Here is a 17,319-nt window from a genome sequence, read left to right on the forward strand (position 1 = left end):
CCTCGCTCACCGGGGGGTGAGCATCTGGTGGTGGTCGGTCATGCGGTGATCGGTCATCTCAGACCGAGATCGCGCGGTCGGTCGCCTTGACCGGCGCCGGCAGGATCGTCGAGCCCTCGAGGTACTCGTCGACTTTCGCCGCCGCGGCACGGCCCTCGGCGATCGCCCAGACGATCAGCGACTGCCCGCGGCCGGCGTCACCGGCGACGAACACGCCCGCCTCGTTCGTCGTGTAGTCGGCGCGGCGGTCGAGCGCACCGGACACCGTCGTCGGCAGGCCGAGCTGCGGCTCGATCGTGTCGGATTCCGGACCGGTGAAGCCCATCGCGACGAGGACGAGGTCTGCGGGGATCTCGCGCTCGGAACCGGCCTTCGGCACACGACGGCCGTCGAGGTACTCGGTCTCGGCGACGCGGAGCGCCCGGACCTCGCCGGCCTCGTTCGCCAGGAACTCGACGGTCGAGGCGAGGAAGTGCCGCTCGCCGCCCTCTTCGTGGGCGCTCGTGACCTCGAAGACGGTCGGGAACATCGGCCACGGCTGCTCGGACGGACGCTCCAACGGCGGCTGCTTGCCGATCGCCAGGTTCGTCACGCTCAGGGCGCCCTGCCGGTGCGCGGTGCCGATGCAGTCCGCACCGGTGTCACCGCCGCCGATCACGACGACGTGCTTGCCCTCGGCGGTCAGCTGATTGTCGACCCGGGTGCCGGCGTTCGCCTTGTTCTGCTGGACCAGGTAGTCCATCGCGAAGTGCACGCCCTCGAGGTCGCGCCCCGGGATCGGCAGGTCGCGCGGCACCGTGGCGCCGGTGGCGACGACGACCGCGTCGTAGCGCGACTTCAGGTCGTCCCAGGTGATGTCGCGGCCGATCTCGACGCCCGCACGGAAGCGGGTGCCCTCGGCCTGCATCTGGGACAGGCGCGCGTCGATCTGGCGCTTCTCCATCTTGAAGTCCGGGATCCCGTAGCGGAGCAGCCCGCCGATGCGGTCGTCGCGCTCGTAGACGGCGACGGTGTGCCCGGCGCGCGTGAGCTGCTGCGCGGCGGCCAGCCCGGCCGGGCCGGAGCCGACGACGGCGACGGTCTTGCCCGTCAGGCGCTCCGGCGGGTGCGGGGTGACCCAGCCGTTCTGGAACGCCTCGTCGATGATCGAGACCTCGACCTGCTTGATCGTCACCGGCGGCTGGTTGATGCCGAGCACGCACGAGGACTCGCACGGAGCGGGGCACAGCCGGCCCGTGAACTCCGGGAAGTTGTTCGTCGCGTGCAGTCGCTCGATCGCCTGACGGCCCTCACCGCGCCAGGTCAGGTCGTTCCACTCCGGGATCAGGTTGCCGAGGGGGCATCCCTGGTGGCAGAACGGCACGCCGCAGTCCATGCAGCGGCCGGCCTGGCGCTTGAGGGCACCCGACTCCTGCTGCTCGTAGACCTCTTTCCAGTCCATGAGCCGGACGGGCACGGGGCGCCGTGCCGGCAGTTCGCGTTCCTGGACCTTGAGGAATCCCTTGGGGTCAGCCACCGGTCACCTCCGTGGTCGTGTTGGGCGCTGCCGGTTCCACACGTGCGTGACGCTCAGCCACCGGTCACCTCCATGATTCGATTCCACACGACGTCGCCGTCGGGGTCGAGCCCCTCGTCGACGGCGCGCTGACGGGTCTCGAGCACCGCCGCGTAGTCACGCGGCAGCACCTTGACGAAGTCGCTCAGGTCGCCGGACTCGAGCAGGTCGGACGCGAGCGTCGAACCGGTCTCCTCGGCGTGCCGGGTGAGCAGGTCGGTGACGATCTCGACGTCGGCACTGTCGAGCGCCTCGAGTCGGAGTTCACCGGTCGCGAGGGCATCGGTGTTGACGTGCTCCTTGCGCAGACCACGGACGTACGCGGTGCCGCCGGACATGCCGGCCCCGAGGTTCCGACCGGTCTCGCCCAGGATGAGCGCGAGGCCGCCCGTCATGTACTCGAGCGCGTGGTCGCCCACGCCCTCGACCACCGCGGTCGCCCCCGAGTTGCGCACCAGGAAGCGTTCCCCCACGATGCCGCGGATGAACATGCTGCCCTGGGTCGCGCCGTAGCCGATCACGTTGCCGGCGATGACGTTCTCCGCCGGGTCGAAGCCCGAACCGGCGTCCGGCCGCACGATGATCTCGCCACCGGACAGTCCCTTGCCGACGTAGTCGTTGCTGTCACCGATGAGGCGCAGGGTGATGCCGGCGGGCATGAACGCGCCGAGCGACTGCCCGGCGGAACCGCGCAGCGTGACGTCGATCGAGCCGCTGGGCAGCCCGTGCTCGCCGTGCCGCTTCGTGACCTCGTGGCCGAGCATCGTGCCGACCGCGCGCTCGGTGTTGCGGATGGGCAGGTCGAGCGCGATCGAACCACCGTGGTCGAGCACGTCGGCGGTCTGCTGGATCAGCCCCACGTCGAAGTGCTGCTCGAGCTCGTGGTCCTGCTCGCGCTGGTGGCGACGGGGCTCGGCGTCCTCGAAGTGCGGACCCGCGAGGACCGGTGCGAGGTCGAGCCCTGACGCCTTCCAGTGCTCGAGGGCACGGTCGACGTCGAGCGCGTCGGACCGGCCGATCGCCTCGTCGAGGGTGCGGAAGCCGAGCTCGGCCAGGAGCTCGCGCACTTCCTGCGCGATGAACTCGAAGAAGTTCACGACGAACTCGGGCTTGCCGGAGAAGCGCTTGCGGAGCTCGGGGTTCTGCGTCGCGACCCCCACCGGACACGTGTCGAGGTGGCACACGCGCATCAGGATGCAGCCCTCGACGACGAGCGGAGCGGTGGCGAAGCCGTACTCCTCGGCGCCGAGCAGGGCTGCCACGACGACGTCGCGTCCGGTCTTCATCTGACCGTCGACCTGCACGACGACGCGGTCGCGCATGCCGTTCAGCATGAGCGTCTGCTGCGTCTCGGCGAGGCCGATCTCCCACGGGGTGCCGGCGTGCTTGAGGGAGTTGAGCGGGGACGCACCCGTGCCACCGTCGTGCCCGGACACGAGCACGACGTCGGCCAGGGCCTTCGTCACCCCGGCCGCGACCGCGCCGATGCCGGACTGGCTCACGAGCTTCACGTGGACGCGGGCGGCCGGGTTGGCGCGCTTCACGTCGAAGATCAGCTGCTTGAGGTCCTCGATCGAGTAGATGTCGTGGTGCGGCGGCGGCGAGATGAGGCCGACGCCGGCGGTGGCGTGCCGGGTGCGGGCGACCCACGGGTACACCTTCTGCGGGGGCAGCTGGCCGCCCTCGCCGGGCTTCGCACCCTGCGCCATCTTCAGCTGGATGTCGGTGGCGTGGGTGAGGTACATGCTCGTCACGCCGAACCGCCCGGAGGCGACCTGCTTGATCGCGCTGCGGCGCTCGGGGTCGAGCAGTCGGTCGACGTCCTCGCCGCCCTCACCCGTGTTCGAGCGACCACCGAGGCGGTTCATCGCGATCGCGAGGGTCTCGTGGGCTTCCTTCGAGATGGAGCCGTACGACATCGCACCGGTGTTGAAGCGCTTGACGATCGACTCGATCGACTCGACCTCGTCGAGCGCGACGGGCTTCCGGACCCCGTGCTTGAAGCGGAACAGCCCGCGCAGCGTCATGAGCTCCTCGGACTGGTCGTCCACTGCGCTCGAGTACTCACGGAAGATGTCGTACCGACGGGCACGGGTGGCGTGCTGCAGCCGGAAGACGGTGTCCGGGTTGAACAGGTGCGGGGGGCCTTCGCGACGCCACTGGTACTCGCCGCCGGTCTGCAGCCGCTCGTGCGACAGGACCGCGCCGTCCTGCGGGTACGCCTGGGCGTGCCGCTCGGCGTTCTCCTTCGCGATGACGTCGATGTCGACCCCGCCGAGGATCGACGACGTGCCGGTGAAGTACTTGTCGATGAACTCCTGGCTGAGCCCCACCGCTTCGAAGGCCTGGGCGCCGGCGTAGCTCGACACCGTCGAGATGCCCATCTTCGACATGATCTTCAGGACGCCCTTGCCGAGCGCCTTGATCACGTTCTTGACGGCCTGTTCCGGGGTGATCCCGGTGATCATGCCGGCACGGACCAGGTTCTCGCAGGTCTCCATCGCGAGGTACGGGTTGATCGCCGACGCGCCGTACCCGATGAGGGACGCCACGTGGTGGACCTCGCGCACGTCGCCGGCCTCGACGATCAGGCCGACCTTCATGCGCTGCTCGGTGCGGATCAGGTGGTGGTGCACGGCGGCGAGCAGCAACAGGCTCGGCACGGGCGCCTGTTCGGCGTTGCCGTCGCGGTCCGACAGCACGATGAACTGCTTGCCCGACTCGATGGCGGCGTCGACCTCGTCGCACACGGCGGCGATGCGCTTCTGCATCGCCTTCTTGCCGGCGTCGACGCGGTACAGGCCCTTGATCGTGACGGTCAGGTGGCGACCCGACTCCGTCTCGAAGTGCTGCACCTTGGCGAGCTGGTCGTTGTCGATCACCGGGAAGTCCAGCGTGATCTGCTTCGCGTGCTCGGGACCGGCCGACAGCAGGTTGCGCTCCGGACCGAGGCCCATCCCCATCGAGGTGATGACCTGCTCGCGGATCGAGTCGAGCGGCGGGTTCGTCACCTGGGCGAACTGCTGCGTGAAGTAGTCGAACAGCAGCCGGGGGCGCTGCGAGAGCACCGCGATCGGGGTGTCGGACCCCATCGCACCGAGGGGCTCCGCGCCCACCTGCGCCATCGGGCGGAGCAGGATGCGGACTTCTTCCTCGGTGTAGCCGAAGGCACGCTGCCGGCGGGTGACCGACGCCGGGGTGTGCACGATGTGCTCGCGGTCGGGCAGGTCGTTCAGGTTGATGCGGCCCTCGTCGAGCCACGCACCCCACGGCCCGGACGACGCCAGGCCCTGCTTGACCTCGTCGTCCTCGATGATGCGGCCGGCCTCGGTGTCCACCAGGAACATCCGGCCGGGGCGCAGCCGGCCCTTGCGGACGACCTTCGCGGCGGGCACGTCGATGACACCGGTCTCGGACCCCATGACGATGAGCCCGTCGTCGGTGACGAGGAAGCGACCGGGACGCAGCCCGTTGCGGTCGAGGGTCGCGCCGACGAGCGAACCGTCGGTGAAGGTGATGGCGGCCGGACCGTCCCACGGCTCCATGAGCATCGAGTGGTACTCGTAGAACGCCCGGAGTTCCGGGTCCATCCCGACCTGGTTCTCCCAGGCCTCCGGCACCATCATCGACACCGCGTGCGGCAGCGTCCGGCCGGTCAGGGTCAGGAGCTCGAGCACCTCGTCGAACGACGCCGAGTCGCTCGCACCGGGGCTGACGATCGGCAGCAGCGGCGCCACGTCGCCGAGCAGCTCGCTCTCGAGCTGCGACTGCCGTGCGCGCATCCAGTTGCGGTTGCCGCGCACCGTGTTGATCTCACCGTTGTGCGCGATCGTCCGGAAGGGCTGGGCCAGCGGCCACGACGGGAACGTGTTGGTCGAGTAGCGCGAGTGCACGATCGCGAGCTTCGACGCGAAGCGCTCGTCGCTGAGGTCCGGGTAGAACGGCTCGAGCTGCAGCGTCGTGACCATGCCCTTGTAGACCATGGTGCGGCTCGACAGCGACATGAAGTAGAGGTCGTTCGCGTGCTCGGCGCGCTTGCGCAGCCGGTAGGTCTGGCGGTCCAGCGCGATGCCGCTCCACGAGGCGCCGTGCACGTCGTGGCGCACCGAGGCGACGAACAGCTGCTCGAACGCGGGCATGGCCGCACGCGCCAGGGTGCCGAGCACCTCGGGACGCACCGGGACCTCGCGCCAGCCGAGGACCTTCAGGCCCTCTTCGCGCGCCAGTCGTTCGACGGCGCCCTTGACGGCGTGCCGGTCTCCCTCGTCGGTCGGCAGGTAGGCCGTGCCGACCGCGTACTCCCCCGCCGCCGGCAGGTCGAACGGCACCACGGCGCGCAGGAACTCGTCCGGCACCTGACACAGGATGCCCGCGCCGTCGCCCGTGCCGGCATCCGAACCGACGGCACCGCGGTGCTCGAGGTTGCGGAGGGCGCCGAGTGCAGCGTCGACGATGTCGTGGCCGGGCGTCCCGCGCAGCGTCGCGACCATCGCGAGACCGCAGGCGTCCTTCTCGTTCGCCGGGTCGTACATGCCGGTGGCGTCGGGGACCGCCGAGAACCGCCGGTGCGGCGGCACGAGGGACTTCGGTGCCGAGGGCTGGAGTGGCTGGAGCGCCATGGGGGAACCGTCCTCACGAGGAAGTGGAACAGGGACAGCGGTGGCCCGGTGGTGCGTTCCGCCCAGACGGGCGGGACTGGTGCCCGTGCCCCGCTTGTGGCGGGGAGGAGTGCTCCTAGGCGCGGTCAGTGGGAGTCGTGACCGCTCCGGAGCCCTGGGCGACGAGGCGTTCGTCGTCGTCCTCGTGCTCCGAGAAGGTGTCGTCGGAGTCTACATCGGACTTCGGACCGGGCTCGCGACCGGGCAGGTACGGGCTCGGCTCCTTGCCGGTGTGCCGACGGGTCTGCACGATGAAGATGACGATCCCGAGCAGGATGGCCGCGAACGACATCCAGACGTTCGTGCGGATGCCCGCGAAGGTCTCGCTGGTGTCGACGCGGATCGACTCGAGGAAGGACCGGCCGACGCCGTACCAGATCAGGTACAGGGCGAGGACCTTGCCCCACTGGAGCGTGAACTTGCGGTCGAGCAGCAGGATGACGACGACACCCAGGACGTTCCAGATGATCTCGTAGAGGAACGTCGGGTGGAACAGCGTGCCCTCGGGCAGGCCCTTCGGGAACGCGGCGTTCGTCGACTCGATCTGCAGGCCCCACGGCAGGCTGGTCGGCATGCCGAAGAGCTCGTGGTTGAAGTAGTTGCCGAGCCGACCGAACGCCTGCGCGAGCAGGACCCCGGGCACGACGGCGTCGATGAACGACGTGAAGCGCAGGCCGACCTGGCGGCAGCCGATCCAGGCACCGACGGACCCGAGGATCAGGGCGCCGAAGATCGCGAGCCCGCCCTCCCAGATGTACAGGAAGGACAGCGGGTCGATGCCGGGGCCGAAGTAGTCGGACACGTGCGTGAACACGTGGAAGAGCCGGCCGCCGATGATGCCGGCGGGCACCGCCCAGATCGCGATGTCGATGATGATCCACCGCTCGACGCCGCGCGCGTTGAGGCGGCGGTTCGCGAGCAGGACCGCGGCGACGATCCCGAGGAGGATGCAGATCGCGTACGCGTGGATGCGGAAGTCGAGCGGCAGCGACCAACCGAACACGTCGCGCAGCCAGGCGGTCAGGTCGAAGTACTGCCAGGCGGTGCTCGGGCTCGGGATGCTCAGGAGGGGCATGGAGGAACGGTCGCCTTTCGGAACTGACGGGGCGCGGTGTCGACGTGTCGTCGGCCCCGCTCACTGTAGCGCGGACCGTGGGCCCGCCAGGAACTGGACTAGGAGCGGCGGGCGCCGGTGGTGAGGTCGGCCGCGCGGTCGGCGACCCCCTGCACCCCGAGGTCGGCCAGTGCGCGGACGAACGCCGAGCCGACGATCGCGCCGTCGGCGTACTCCAGGACCTCGGCGACCTGCTCGGCCGTCGAGATGCCGAGGCCCACGCAGGTGCGCGCGACGCCGGCGTCACGGAGCCGCGACACCACGGTGCGTGCAGCGACGTCGACGCCTGCCCGTGCTCCGGTGACGCCCATCGTCGAGACGGCGTAGACGAACCCGCGGCTCGCCTGCACCGCCTGCTGCATCCGGGCGTCGGACGAGGACGGTGCCGCGAGGAACACGCGGTCCAGGCCGGTCCGCTCCGACGAGGCCATCCACTCGGCGGCTTCGTCCGGGATCAGGTCGGGCGTGATGAGCCCGGCGGCACCGGCGGCGACGAGTTCGTCGGCGAAGCGGTCCACGCCGTAGCGGAGGACCGGGTTCCAGTACGTCATCACGAGCACCGGCACGTCGGCGCGCTCGGTGATCTGGTGCACGGCGTCGAAGACCTGCGCGACCCGGAAGCCGTTCGCCAGGCTCTCCTCGGCCGCACGCTGGATGACCGGGCCGTCCATGACGGGGTCGGAGTACGGCAGGCCGAGCTCGATGACGTCCACGCCGTTCTCGGCGAGGGCGACGGCAGCGTCGACACTGGTCTGCACGTCGGGGTACCCGGCGGGCAGGTAGCCCACGACGGCCCCGGCACGCTCGACGTTGGCGGTGTCGATCGTCGTGGCGACGGTCTGGTTCGTGGTCACAGCTGCACCGCGTTCTCGTCGAGGATGCCGAAGTAGCGACTGGCGGACGCCACGTCCTTGTCGCCGCGGCCGGACAGGTTCACGAGCACGACGCCCTCGGGGCCGAGCTCCTTGCCGAGCTTCATCGCACCCGCGAGCGCGTGCGACGACTCGATCGCCGGGATGATGCCCTCGGTCTGGCTGAGCAGCCGGAACGCCTCCATCGCCTCGGTGTCGGTGATCGGCGCGTACTGCGCGCGACCGATCGACGCCAGGTACGCGTGCTCCGGCCCGACGCTCGGGTAGTCGAGCCCGGCGGAGATGCTGTGGCTCTCGATGGTCTGGCCGTCCTCGTCCTGCATCAGGTAGGACTTCGCGCCCTGCAGGACGCCCTCGCGACCGAGCGTGATGCTCGCGGCGTGCCGACCGGTCTCGACGCCGTCGCCACCGGCCTCGAAGCCGTGCAGCGCGACGGACTCGTCGTCGAGGAACGCTTCGAAGATCCCCATCGCGTTCGAGCCGCCACCGACGCACGCGGCGACGGCGTCGGGGAGACGCCCGACGCGGTCGAGGACCTGCTGCCGGGCCTCTTCACCGATCACCTTGTGGAACTCGCGCACCATCTCGGGGAACGGGTGCGGGCCGGCGACCGTGCCGAGCAGGTAGTGGGTCGAGTCCACGTTCGCCACCCAGTCGCGGAGTGCCTCGTTGATGGCGTCCTTCAGCGTGCGCGACCCGGTCTCGACCGGGATCACCTCGGCGCCGAGCAAGCGCATCCGGGCGACGTTGAGCGCCTGCCGCTCGGTGTCGACGGCACCCATGTACACGACGCAGTCCATGCCGAACAGCGCCGCAGCGGTCGCCGTGGCCACACCGTGCTGGCCGGCACCGGTCTCCGCGATGAGGCGGGTCTTGCCGAGCCGACGGGCCACGAGCGCCTGACCGAGCACGTTGTTGATCTTGTGCGACCCGGTGTGGTTCAGGTCCTCGCGCTTCAGGATCACGCGGGCACCGCCGGCGTGCTTCGCGAACCGCGGCACCTCGGTGATGATCGACGGACGACCGGTGTAGTCGCGCTGGAGCTCGTCGAGCTCGGCACGGAAGGCCGGGTCCGCCCAGGCCGTGCGGAATGCGGCCTCGAGCTCGTCGAGCGCGAGGACGAGCGACTCGGGGACGAAGCGTCCGCCGAAGTCACCGAAGTACGGGCCGTGCAGGTCGCGGAGTGAGGTCACGATGGGTCTTCCCGGGACGAGTCCGACGCGACCGGCGGTGCCGGTCGTCGGACGGGTGGAACGTTCAGCCGCGGTCGGCGGCCTCGATGAACGACGCGAGGGTGGCGGCGGGGTCGGCACCCGTGACGAGCGCTTCCCCGACCAGGACGACGTCGGCACCCGCTGCGCGGTAGTGGGCGACGTCGGCGGGACCGGCGACGGCGGACTCGGCGACACGCACGACCCCGTCGGGGATGCGGTCGGCGAGCGACCCGAACAGGTCGCGGTCGAGCGAGAAGTCGGTGAGATCGCGTGCGTTGACGCCGAGGATCCGCGCACCGGCGTCGAGGCCACGGGAGACCTCGTCGGCGGAGTGCGCCTCGACCAGCACGCGCATGCCGAGTTCTTCGGCCAGCGTGTGGAGCTCGACCAGCTGCTGCTGCTCGAGCGCGGCGACGATGAGCAGCACGACGTCGGCTCCGGCGGCCCGGGCCTCGACGACCTGGTACGGGTCGGCGATGAAGTCCTTGCGCAGCACGGGGATGCCGACGCGGGCCTTGACGGCTTCGAGGTCGGCGAGGCTGCCGAGGAACTTGCGTCCCTCGGTCAGGACGCTGATCGTCGACGCGCCACCGCGCTCGTAGTCGGCCGCGAGTGCAGCCGGGTCCTCGATGGGGGCCATCGAGCCACGGGACGGGCTGGCGCGCTTGACCTCGGCGAGGATCTTCACCCGGTCGCCCGGGGCGAGGAACGCGAGGGCGTCGAGCGGCGACGCCACCCGGTCGAGGTCGCGTTCGACGTCCGAGTACGGGCGGTCGACGCGACGGGCGGCGGCGTCCTCGAGCGCGCCCGCGACGAGGGTCTCGAGCACGTTCGGCATGCGAGTCCTACTCGGCGTGGTGCTTGGCGACGTACTTCGGGCCGTTCACGCCGTAGCCGGCCTTCGCCATGACCGCGCCGATGACCAGACCGATGACGACGACGGCAGCGGAGACCCAGACGCCCCACGGCTGGTCGAACCAGAAGAACAGCGTGCCTGCCGCGAATCCGATCAGCATGATCACGACGGCGGTCCATGCGGCCGGCGAGTGGCCTTCGCCGAGTTCTGCGGGCTCAGTGTTGCTCACGGTGCTCCTCGTTCTGCTCCGGCGTCGTCGGTCGACCGACGCCCATCCGATCCTACCGTGCCGTCGGTCGGGTCGACCCCAGCACTGAGGTCGTCCCAGTCCACGACGGCGTCGCGCACGACCGGGGCTGCGGCACGCGCGTCGGCGGCGGCTCCGGCGGTCGCTGCCCCGTACTTCCGGCTCGGACCGGGCCACGCACGCTGCACGACGATGACGACGATACCGAGCAGGACGGCGAGGACGCCACCGGCGATGCCGACGGCCGGCCAGAGCGACACGTCGACGCCGGACACGACGCGGCGCACGGCGGTCAGGTCGCTGACCCCGGCCACCGCGCCGACGGCACCCTTCGCCGCGGCGACCGGGTCACCGAGTGCGGTGATGCCGCTGACCACGACGCCGAGACCGAGCAGGATCTCGACGCACGCGAGCACGATGCGCAGCACCCGGCCGGCGATCGTCATCGCGAGGAACAGGGCCAGGCTCGCGATCGCCAGGGCGGTGTACTGCGGCACGACCGCGGCTCCGTCGGCGTCGACCGTCGAGGTGACGGCGGCACCGGCGTGCAGGTCCACGGTGAACCAGGTCTGCGTCCACGCGAGCATGATGATGCCGGCGACGAGCAGTCCGGCGACCACGACGATCGGGCGCGAGCGCTTCACGAGCGCACCTCGCGCATCCGGTTCGCCGTGGCGACGGCCCGCAGGGGTGCCGCCGCCTTGTTGATGGTCTCCTCGTGCTCGGTGGCGGGGTCGGAGTCCGCCACCAGGCCGGCACCGGCCTGCACGCGTGCCACGCCGTCCTTGATCAGGGCCGTCCGGATCGCGATCGCGATGTCCGCGTCACCGGCGAAGTCGAAGTAGCCGACGACCCCGGCGTAGGCACCGCGCTTCGCCGGTTCGAGCTCGTCGATGATCTCCAGCGCGCGGGGCTTCGGCGCACCGGACAGGGTGCCGGCCGGGAACGTCGCCCGGAACACGTCGATGGCGGACATCCCCGGGCGCACCGCACCCTCGACGCTCGACACCAGGTGCATGATGTGGCTGAACCGCTCGACCGTCATGAACTCGGTGACCGCGACGGTACCGGGCTCGCAGACCTTCTGCAGGTCGTTGCGGGCCAGGTCGACGAGCATCAGGTGCTCGGCGCGTTCCTTCGGGTCATCGAGCAGGTCGTCACCGAAGCGGACGTCCTCTTCCGGCGTCGCACCACGTGGACGCGACCCGGCGATCGGGTGCGTGATGGCGCGGCCGGACTGCACCTTCACCAGGGCCTCGGGCGAGGCGCCGACGATCCAGTACCGCTCGTCGGCGGTGTCCGCCAGGGCCAGGAAGTACATGTACGGACTCGGGTTCAACGTCCGGAGGACCCGGTACACGTCGAGCGGGTCGGCGGTCACCTCGTGGTCGAAGCGCTGCGAGATCACGACCTGGAACACGTCGCCGTCGCGGATGAACTCCTTCGAGCGCTCCACCGCGGCCATGTACTCGTCCGGCGTGGAACGGTGCGTCGGCGTCGGCTCGGCGATCTCGAACGCCTCGGCGACGGTCGCGACGCTCGGCTGGACGAGGTCGGCCTGCAGGCGGTCCAGGCGGCGCTGCGCGTCGGACCAGAGCGTGTCGGCGTCGTCGGTACCGTCGTTCAGCACACTCGCGACGAGCAGGACGAGCCCTGTGCGGTGGTCGAGCGCGACGAGTTCGGAGACGAAGGACAGCGCCTGTCCGGGCACGTCGAAGTCGGCCGGCGGCACGTTCGGCAGGTGCTCGAGCTGGCGCACGGCCTCCCACCCGATGAACCCGACCGTCCCGCCGACGAGCGGTGGGGAACCGGGCACCCGCGGGGTGGCCCAGCGCTCGTGCAGGCGCGCCAGGACCTCAAGCGGTTCGCCGTCGAGCGAGCCGACCGCACGTTCGGCGTCGATGCCGGTGTCGATCCAGGCGGCGCGGTCGCCCTCCTGCGTGAGGACGCCGAAGCTGCGCACACCGACGAACGACCAGCGCGACCAGAGGCCGCCCTGGCCCGCGGACTCCAGCAGGAACGACCCGGGCCGGCCGTCGGCGAGCTTCCGGTAGACACCCACCGGCGTCTCGCTGTCGGCGTAGAGCGCGCGCACCACCGGCACGACGCGGTGGTCGCGCAGCAGGGCGTCGAACTCCGGCCGGGAGGTCGTGTGCGGCGCATCGGAGATCGTCGCGGTCGTCATCGGGTCGCCTCCACTGCCGTGTCGGCCGGGTCAGACGCGGTCGCGTCCGTCGGCCCGGACGCGGTCGCGTCCGTCGGCGCCGACGCCGTCACGGGCGCGAGCGGATCGACGTCGAAGCAGCGGTGCGCTCCGGTGTGGCACGCGGCCCCGACCTGCTGCACGGTGACGAGCAGGGTGTCGGCGTCGCAGTCGAACGCCGCGTCGCGCACGTACTGCGCGTGCCCCGACGTGTCACCCTTCCGCCAGTACTCGTTCCGCGACCGCGACCAGAAGGTCACGCGCCCCTCGGTGAGGGTGCGGCGGAGCGCTTCCCGGTCCATGTACCCGAGCATGAGGACGTCCTTCGACGACTCCTCTTGCACGATGGCGGGGAGCAGCCCGTCCGCACCGAAACGTGCGCGGTCGAGGACCGCGTCGGTGTCGGTGCTGGTGCTGTCGGTCATGAGACTCCTAGCCTACGGCGGCGGATCAGCGGGCGGCGGCGGTTCAGCGGACGGCGTGGCCGGTCGCGCGCAGCGCGGCCTTGACGTCGCCCACCGTCATCTCGCCGCGGTGGAAGACGGACGCGGCGAGGAGGGCATCCGCACCCGCGTCGACGGCGGGGGCGAAGTGCTCGACCCGACCCGCGCCTCCCGAGGCGATGACCGGGACCCGCGCGACCGACCGCACCGCGGCGACGAGTTCGAGGTCGAACCCGTTCTTCGTGCCGTCCGCGTCGATGGAGTTGACGAGTAGCTCCCCCGCGCCCCGCTCGACGGCGTCGCGCGCCCAGGCGATCGCGTCGATGTCGGTCTCGGTGCGGCCGCCGTGCGTGGTGACCACGAAGCCGGACGCGGTGCGGTCGGAGCGCTTGACGTCGAGCGACAGCACGACGGCCTGCGCGCCGAACCGGTCAGCGATCTCGCCGACGAGGTCGGGCCGGGCGATCGCGGCGCTGTTCACGCCGATCTTGTCCGCGCCGCACTGCTGCAGGCGGGACACGTCGTCGACGGAACGGACTCCGCCGCCCACCGTGAGCGGGATGAACACCTGCTCGGCGGTGCGGGTGACCGTGTCGTACATCGTGGCGCGGTTCTCGACCGTGGCACCGACGTCGAGGAACGTCAGCTCGTCGGCACCCTGCTCGTAGTAGCGCGCGGCGAGCTCGACCGGGTCACCGGCGTCCTGCAGGTCGAGGAAGTTCACGCCCTTGACGACCCGGCCGCCCTTGACGTCGAGGCACGGGATGACGCGGACGGCCACGCCGCCCGGCGCCGTGGCTGCCGCGGTCACAGCCGGGCCGCGTGGATCGGGCTGACGAGGATGGCGCGGGCCCCGAGGTCGTACAGGGCGTCCATGATCAGGTTCGCGTCGTCGCGCGGGATCATCACGCGCACGGCGGACCAGTCGCGGCCGTGCAGCGGCGACACCGTCGGCGACTCGATGCCGGACGCGACGGCGGTCGCCTGCTCGAGCAGCGCGGTGGGGATGTCGTAGTCGAGCATGACGTAGCCGCGCGCGACGAGCACGCCCTGCAGCCGACGGCGGAGCACGTCGATGCCCGGGATCGTCTCGTCGGTCGACACCAGCAGCGCGGTCGACTCGAGGATGACCGGACCGAAGATCTCGAGGCCGGCCTGCCGCAGCGTGCTGCCCGTCGACACCACGTCGGCCACGGCGTCGGCGACACCGAGACGCACGGCGCTCTCGACCGCCCCGTCGAGCTTGACGAGCGTCGCCGTCACCCCGTGGCGGGCGAGGAAGTCGCCGACCAGGCCCGGGTAGCTCGTCGCGACGCGGACGCCGTCGAGGTCCTGCAGGGTGCTGTACCGGCCCGGCGTGCCGGCGAAGCGGAAGGTGGAGTCGGCGAAGCCGAGCGCGTCGACCTCGTGCGCCTCGGAACCGGAGTCGAGCAGCAGGTCACGGCCGGTGATCCCGACGTCGAGTGCGCCGGAGCCGACGTACGTCGCGATGTCCCGCGGGCGGAGGAAGAAGAACTCGACGCCGTTGCGCTCGTCCAGCAGGTGCAGCGCCTTCGGGTCGCGGCGACCGGCGTACCCGGCCTCGCGCAGCATGTCGGACGCGGTCTCGGACAGGGAGCCCTTGTTGGGCACGGCGATGCGGAGCATCAGGGGGTCTGCTTTCTGGTCGGGGTCGTGGCGGATCGAGGTCGGTGCAGGGGCAATGCCCGAGCGCGTCCTACAGATGTCGCCAGATGTCCGCCGGGGACAGCCCCTTCGCGACCATGAGGACCTGCAGGTGGTACACGAGCTGCGAGATCTCCTCCGAGGTGCGCTCGTCGCCCTCGTACTCGGCCGCCATCCAGACCTCGGCCGCTTCTTCCACGATCTTCTTGCCGATCTGGTGCACGCCGGCGTCCAGTTCGGCGACGGTGCCGGAGCCCTCGGGGCGCGTGCGCGCCTTCTCGGTGAGCTCCTGGAACAGGTCGTCGAACGTCTTCACGCGGTCCAGGCTACCGGTCTCCGCTGACGCTGCCGACGTACCGTCCGGACGGGTCGCGCTCATGCCCGCGCCCGCGCGGCCGCTTCGCGCAGGTCCGTGATCCGCGCGGCGGGCTCACCGCCGTACACGGCCGACCCGGCGACGAGCGTGTCGGCGCCGCTGCGCACGGCCTCGGGCACGGTGTCCACCGAGATGCCGCCGTCGACCTCGAGCCACACGTCGAGCCCCGAGGCGTCGACCGCCGCACGGGCGTCGGCGAGCTTCGGCATCACGGACGGCATGAACGACTGCCCGCCGAAGCCGGGCTCGACGGTCATCAGCAGGATCATGTCGTAGGCGTCGAGGTGGTGCAGCACCTGGGTGATCGGGGTGCCGGGCTTCACCGCGACGGCGGCACGGGCCCCGTTCGAGCGGATCGCGGCGGCCGTGGCCACGGGGTCGTCCGCGGCCTCGAAGTGGAACGTCACGCTCGACGCACCGGTCTCGGCGTACTTCGGTGCGTTGACGTCGGCGTCGGTGAGCATGAGATGGACGTCGAGCGGCACCGGGGAGACCTGCTGCAGGCGCTCGACGATCGGCAGCCCGAGCGTCAGGTTCGGCACGAAGTGGTTGTCCATCACGTCGACGTGCACCAGGTCGGCGGTCTCGATGCGGTGGAGTTCACGCTCGAGGTTCGCGAAGTCGGCGGACAGGATGCTCGGCGAGATGCGGATCGTCACCGGGCAAGCCTACCGGCGCAGGGACTCCGTCAGGCCGACGCGAAATTGAGCTTGCGCTTGAGCTTGTGTCCCCACGCGAAGTCCTTCATCTCGCGCTGAGCTCGCCCCAGGACGATGCTCGGCGCAATGCCCAGCTCCTTCGCGAGCTCTTCGACTGCGCCGATGTTGCGGGTCAGCGGCAACCTGTCCAGGAACTCACGCGGGATGAGCAGGTCAGAAGCGAACTGGTTCGCCTCCAGCTCTGCGTCGCTCCCGTCGTCGCCCAGGTGCAATTGATGATCGTCGCCGTGGAGGAGCACGTGACCGATCTCGTGGAACAACGTGAACCACAGCTGGTCGTCCGTCTTCCGGAGTAGGGAGAGTTGGAGGATCGGAGTTCCACCCATCCAACGCGTCGCGCCGTAGACCCCGAGGCCGGGCACCGGAGGCACGAAGCACAGTGCCACGCCGACGCGGGCAAGGAGCTCCACGGCGGACGCGATCGAGCTCGGGAGCTCGGCGGCAGTGAGCGCTCGGAGCGTCGGGAGGAGCGCACGCAACGCGGCAGCGTCGTACGGCGAGACGTCGCGACGAGCCGTCTCGCGTTCGGCGATCGTCAACCACACGGCGATCTCGCGCGCATCGTCTCGATCGACCGTGGTGCGCCGGTATGCGACGCTGCCTTCGCTCCAGGTGCGCCGCCATGCGTCGATCGAAGCGACGCCGAAGAAGTCGAGGAGCTCACGGACCGTACCCGCCTTGTCGCGCGAGTTTGCTGTGATGACCCCGAGCTCTCGAAGGTACTTGAGCGGAAACTGGGACGCCTCGTCGTGCTGCGCCACGTAGCGATCTGCAGCCGCTCGGCGGGCGAGTTCCTCGCGATACGCCGACTCGTACAGGTTCCAGATCCGTGCAGGGACTCCTGTGACATCGGAGAGGGCGATGGAAACCGCCTGCGACAGCGTTGCCTTACCGGAGAGCAGCTCACTGACGTGCTTCCGGGATACGCCCAGACGACGGGCAAGCTCTGCACCGCTCACGTCCTGCTCGGTCATCCACTCTTCGAGGTAGTCCCCGGTTGCAACAACGAAGTCGGGCCTTGCACTCATTTCCTTCACTCCTCTCGCCTATCGCTTGTGGTAATCCGTGATCTCCACGATCAACGCGGTCACGACGTCGTCCGCGTCCTGCACGACGATCAGCCGCCAGTTCGCCGTCAAGCGGGCCGACCACTGACCGGCTCGGTCGCCGAGCAGCTGCTCCCAGCGGCCAGTGCCGAGCAGGAGATCATCGAACTGCTGCACGGCGATGAGTTCACCGATCCGCAACCGGAGCGCCTTCGCGACTTGTGCTCCGAGCTGCTTCTGCATCCGGCGGTCCTCTGTACAGGTACGCTCCAGATCCCTCGAGGCGTACCGCAGCTGCATGTCCCAATGTTACCGATCAGGTAACACGAGGGCAAGCGTCCGGGAAAGAAG

The 17,319-nt window shown here is 70.3% G+C and carries 16 protein-coding genes; all 16 read right to left on the reverse strand.

Going from position 1 to position 17,319, the window contains the following annotated elements; genetic code table 11:
• Positions 1–58 precede the first annotated feature (58 nt).
• Positions 59–1,516: a glutamate synthase subunit beta gene (locus ITJ60_RS10155; protein WP_194647831.1), complete on the reverse strand. Its 1,458-nt coding sequence runs from the start codon at positions 1,514–1,516 to the stop codon at positions 59–61.
• A gap of 53 nt (positions 1,517–1,569) precedes the next feature.
• Positions 1,570–6,087 carry a glutamate synthase large subunit gene (gene gltB, locus ITJ60_RS10160; protein WP_194648009.1) on the reverse strand — a complete coding sequence of 1,506 codons (4,518 nt, stop codon included), beginning with the start codon at positions 6,085–6,087 and terminating at the stop codon, positions 1,570–1,572.
• Between the two features lie 202 nt (positions 6,088–6,289).
• The gene (gene lgt / locus ITJ60_RS10165) at positions 6,290–7,288 is read right to left on the reverse strand and encodes a prolipoprotein diacylglyceryl transferase (protein WP_194647832.1); all 999 of its coding nucleotides are present in this window, start codon (positions 7,286–7,288) and stop codon (positions 6,290–6,292) included.
• Positions 7,289–7,386: 98 nt separating this feature from the next.
• Positions 7,387–8,181 (reverse strand): tryptophan synthase subunit alpha, encoded by a 795-nt coding sequence (gene trpA / locus ITJ60_RS10170; RefSeq protein WP_194647833.1) that lies wholly within the window; start codon positions 8,179–8,181, stop codon positions 7,387–7,389.
• Complete coding sequence (trpB, locus tag ITJ60_RS10175) at positions 8,178–9,392, reverse strand: tryptophan synthase subunit beta (protein WP_131846519.1); 1,215 nt, start codon at positions 9,390–9,392, stop codon at positions 8,178–8,180. Before trpB ends, trpA begins: the two co-directional genes overlap by 4 nt.
• A 64-nt stretch (positions 9,393–9,456) precedes the next feature.
• Positions 9,457–10,242: an indole-3-glycerol phosphate synthase TrpC gene (gene trpC, locus ITJ60_RS10180; RefSeq protein ID WP_123339898.1), complete on the reverse strand. Its 786-nt coding sequence runs from the start codon at positions 10,240–10,242 to the stop codon at positions 9,457–9,459.
• 16 nt (positions 10,243–10,258) lie between these two features.
• Positions 10,259–10,498, reverse strand: a complete 240-nt coding sequence (locus ITJ60_RS10185) for an HGxxPAAW family protein (RefSeq protein ID WP_159571188.1) — start codon at positions 10,496–10,498, stop codon at positions 10,259–10,261.
• Positions 10,495–11,160 (reverse strand): Trp biosynthesis-associated membrane protein, encoded by a 666-nt coding sequence (locus tag ITJ60_RS10190; protein WP_146249673.1) that lies wholly within the window; start codon positions 11,158–11,160, stop codon positions 10,495–10,497. Before ITJ60_RS10190 ends, ITJ60_RS10185 begins: the two co-directional genes overlap by 4 nt.
• Positions 11,157–12,701: an anthranilate synthase component I gene (locus tag ITJ60_RS10195; protein ID WP_131879620.1), complete on the reverse strand. Its 1,545-nt coding sequence runs from the start codon at positions 12,699–12,701 to the stop codon at positions 11,157–11,159. The genes ITJ60_RS10190 and ITJ60_RS10195 overlap by 4 nt, the downstream gene beginning before the upstream one ends.
• Positions 12,698–13,144, reverse strand: a complete 447-nt coding sequence (hisI, locus tag ITJ60_RS10200) for a phosphoribosyl-AMP cyclohydrolase (RefSeq protein WP_228510016.1) — start codon at positions 13,142–13,144, stop codon at positions 12,698–12,700. The genes ITJ60_RS10195 and hisI overlap by 4 nt, the downstream gene beginning before the upstream one ends.
• 43 nt (positions 13,145–13,187) lie before the next feature.
• A complete protein-coding gene (gene hisF, locus ITJ60_RS10205; protein WP_243650048.1) occupies positions 13,188–13,973 on the reverse strand; it encodes an imidazole glycerol phosphate synthase subunit HisF in 786 nt (261 codons plus the stop codon).
• Positions 13,970–14,809, reverse strand: a complete 840-nt coding sequence (hisG, locus tag ITJ60_RS10210; RefSeq protein ID WP_111083926.1) for an ATP phosphoribosyltransferase — start codon at positions 14,807–14,809, stop codon at positions 13,970–13,972. Before hisG ends, hisF begins: the two co-directional genes overlap by 4 nt.
• 70 nt (positions 14,810–14,879) lie before the next feature.
• On the reverse strand, positions 14,880–15,143 hold the full coding sequence (locus ITJ60_RS10215) for a phosphoribosyl-ATP diphosphatase (RefSeq protein ID WP_111084162.1): 264 nt from the start codon (positions 15,141–15,143) through the stop codon (positions 14,880–14,882).
• A 59-nt stretch (positions 15,144–15,202) separates the two neighbouring features.
• Positions 15,203–15,862 carry a ribulose-phosphate 3-epimerase gene (gene rpe / locus ITJ60_RS10220; RefSeq protein ID WP_194647834.1) on the reverse strand — a complete coding sequence of 220 codons (660 nt, stop codon included), beginning with the start codon at positions 15,860–15,862 and terminating at the stop codon, positions 15,203–15,205.
• Positions 15,863–15,891: 29 nt separating this feature from the next.
• Positions 15,892–16,950 (reverse strand): ImmA/IrrE family metallo-endopeptidase, encoded by a 1,059-nt coding sequence (locus ITJ60_RS10225; RefSeq protein WP_228510090.1) that lies wholly within the window; start codon positions 16,948–16,950, stop codon positions 15,892–15,894.
• 18 nt (positions 16,951–16,968) lie between these two features.
• Positions 16,969–17,211, reverse strand: a complete 243-nt coding sequence (locus ITJ60_RS10230) for a type II toxin-antitoxin system RelE/ParE family toxin (RefSeq protein ID WP_214546938.1) — start codon at positions 17,209–17,211, stop codon at positions 16,969–16,971.
• Positions 17,212–17,319: the final 108 nt, after the last annotated feature.

Source organism: Curtobacterium sp. VKM Ac-2884 (assembly GCF_015350945.1).
In the GTDB taxonomy this organism is placed as follows: domain Bacteria; phylum Actinomycetota; class Actinomycetes; order Actinomycetales; family Microbacteriaceae; genus Curtobacterium.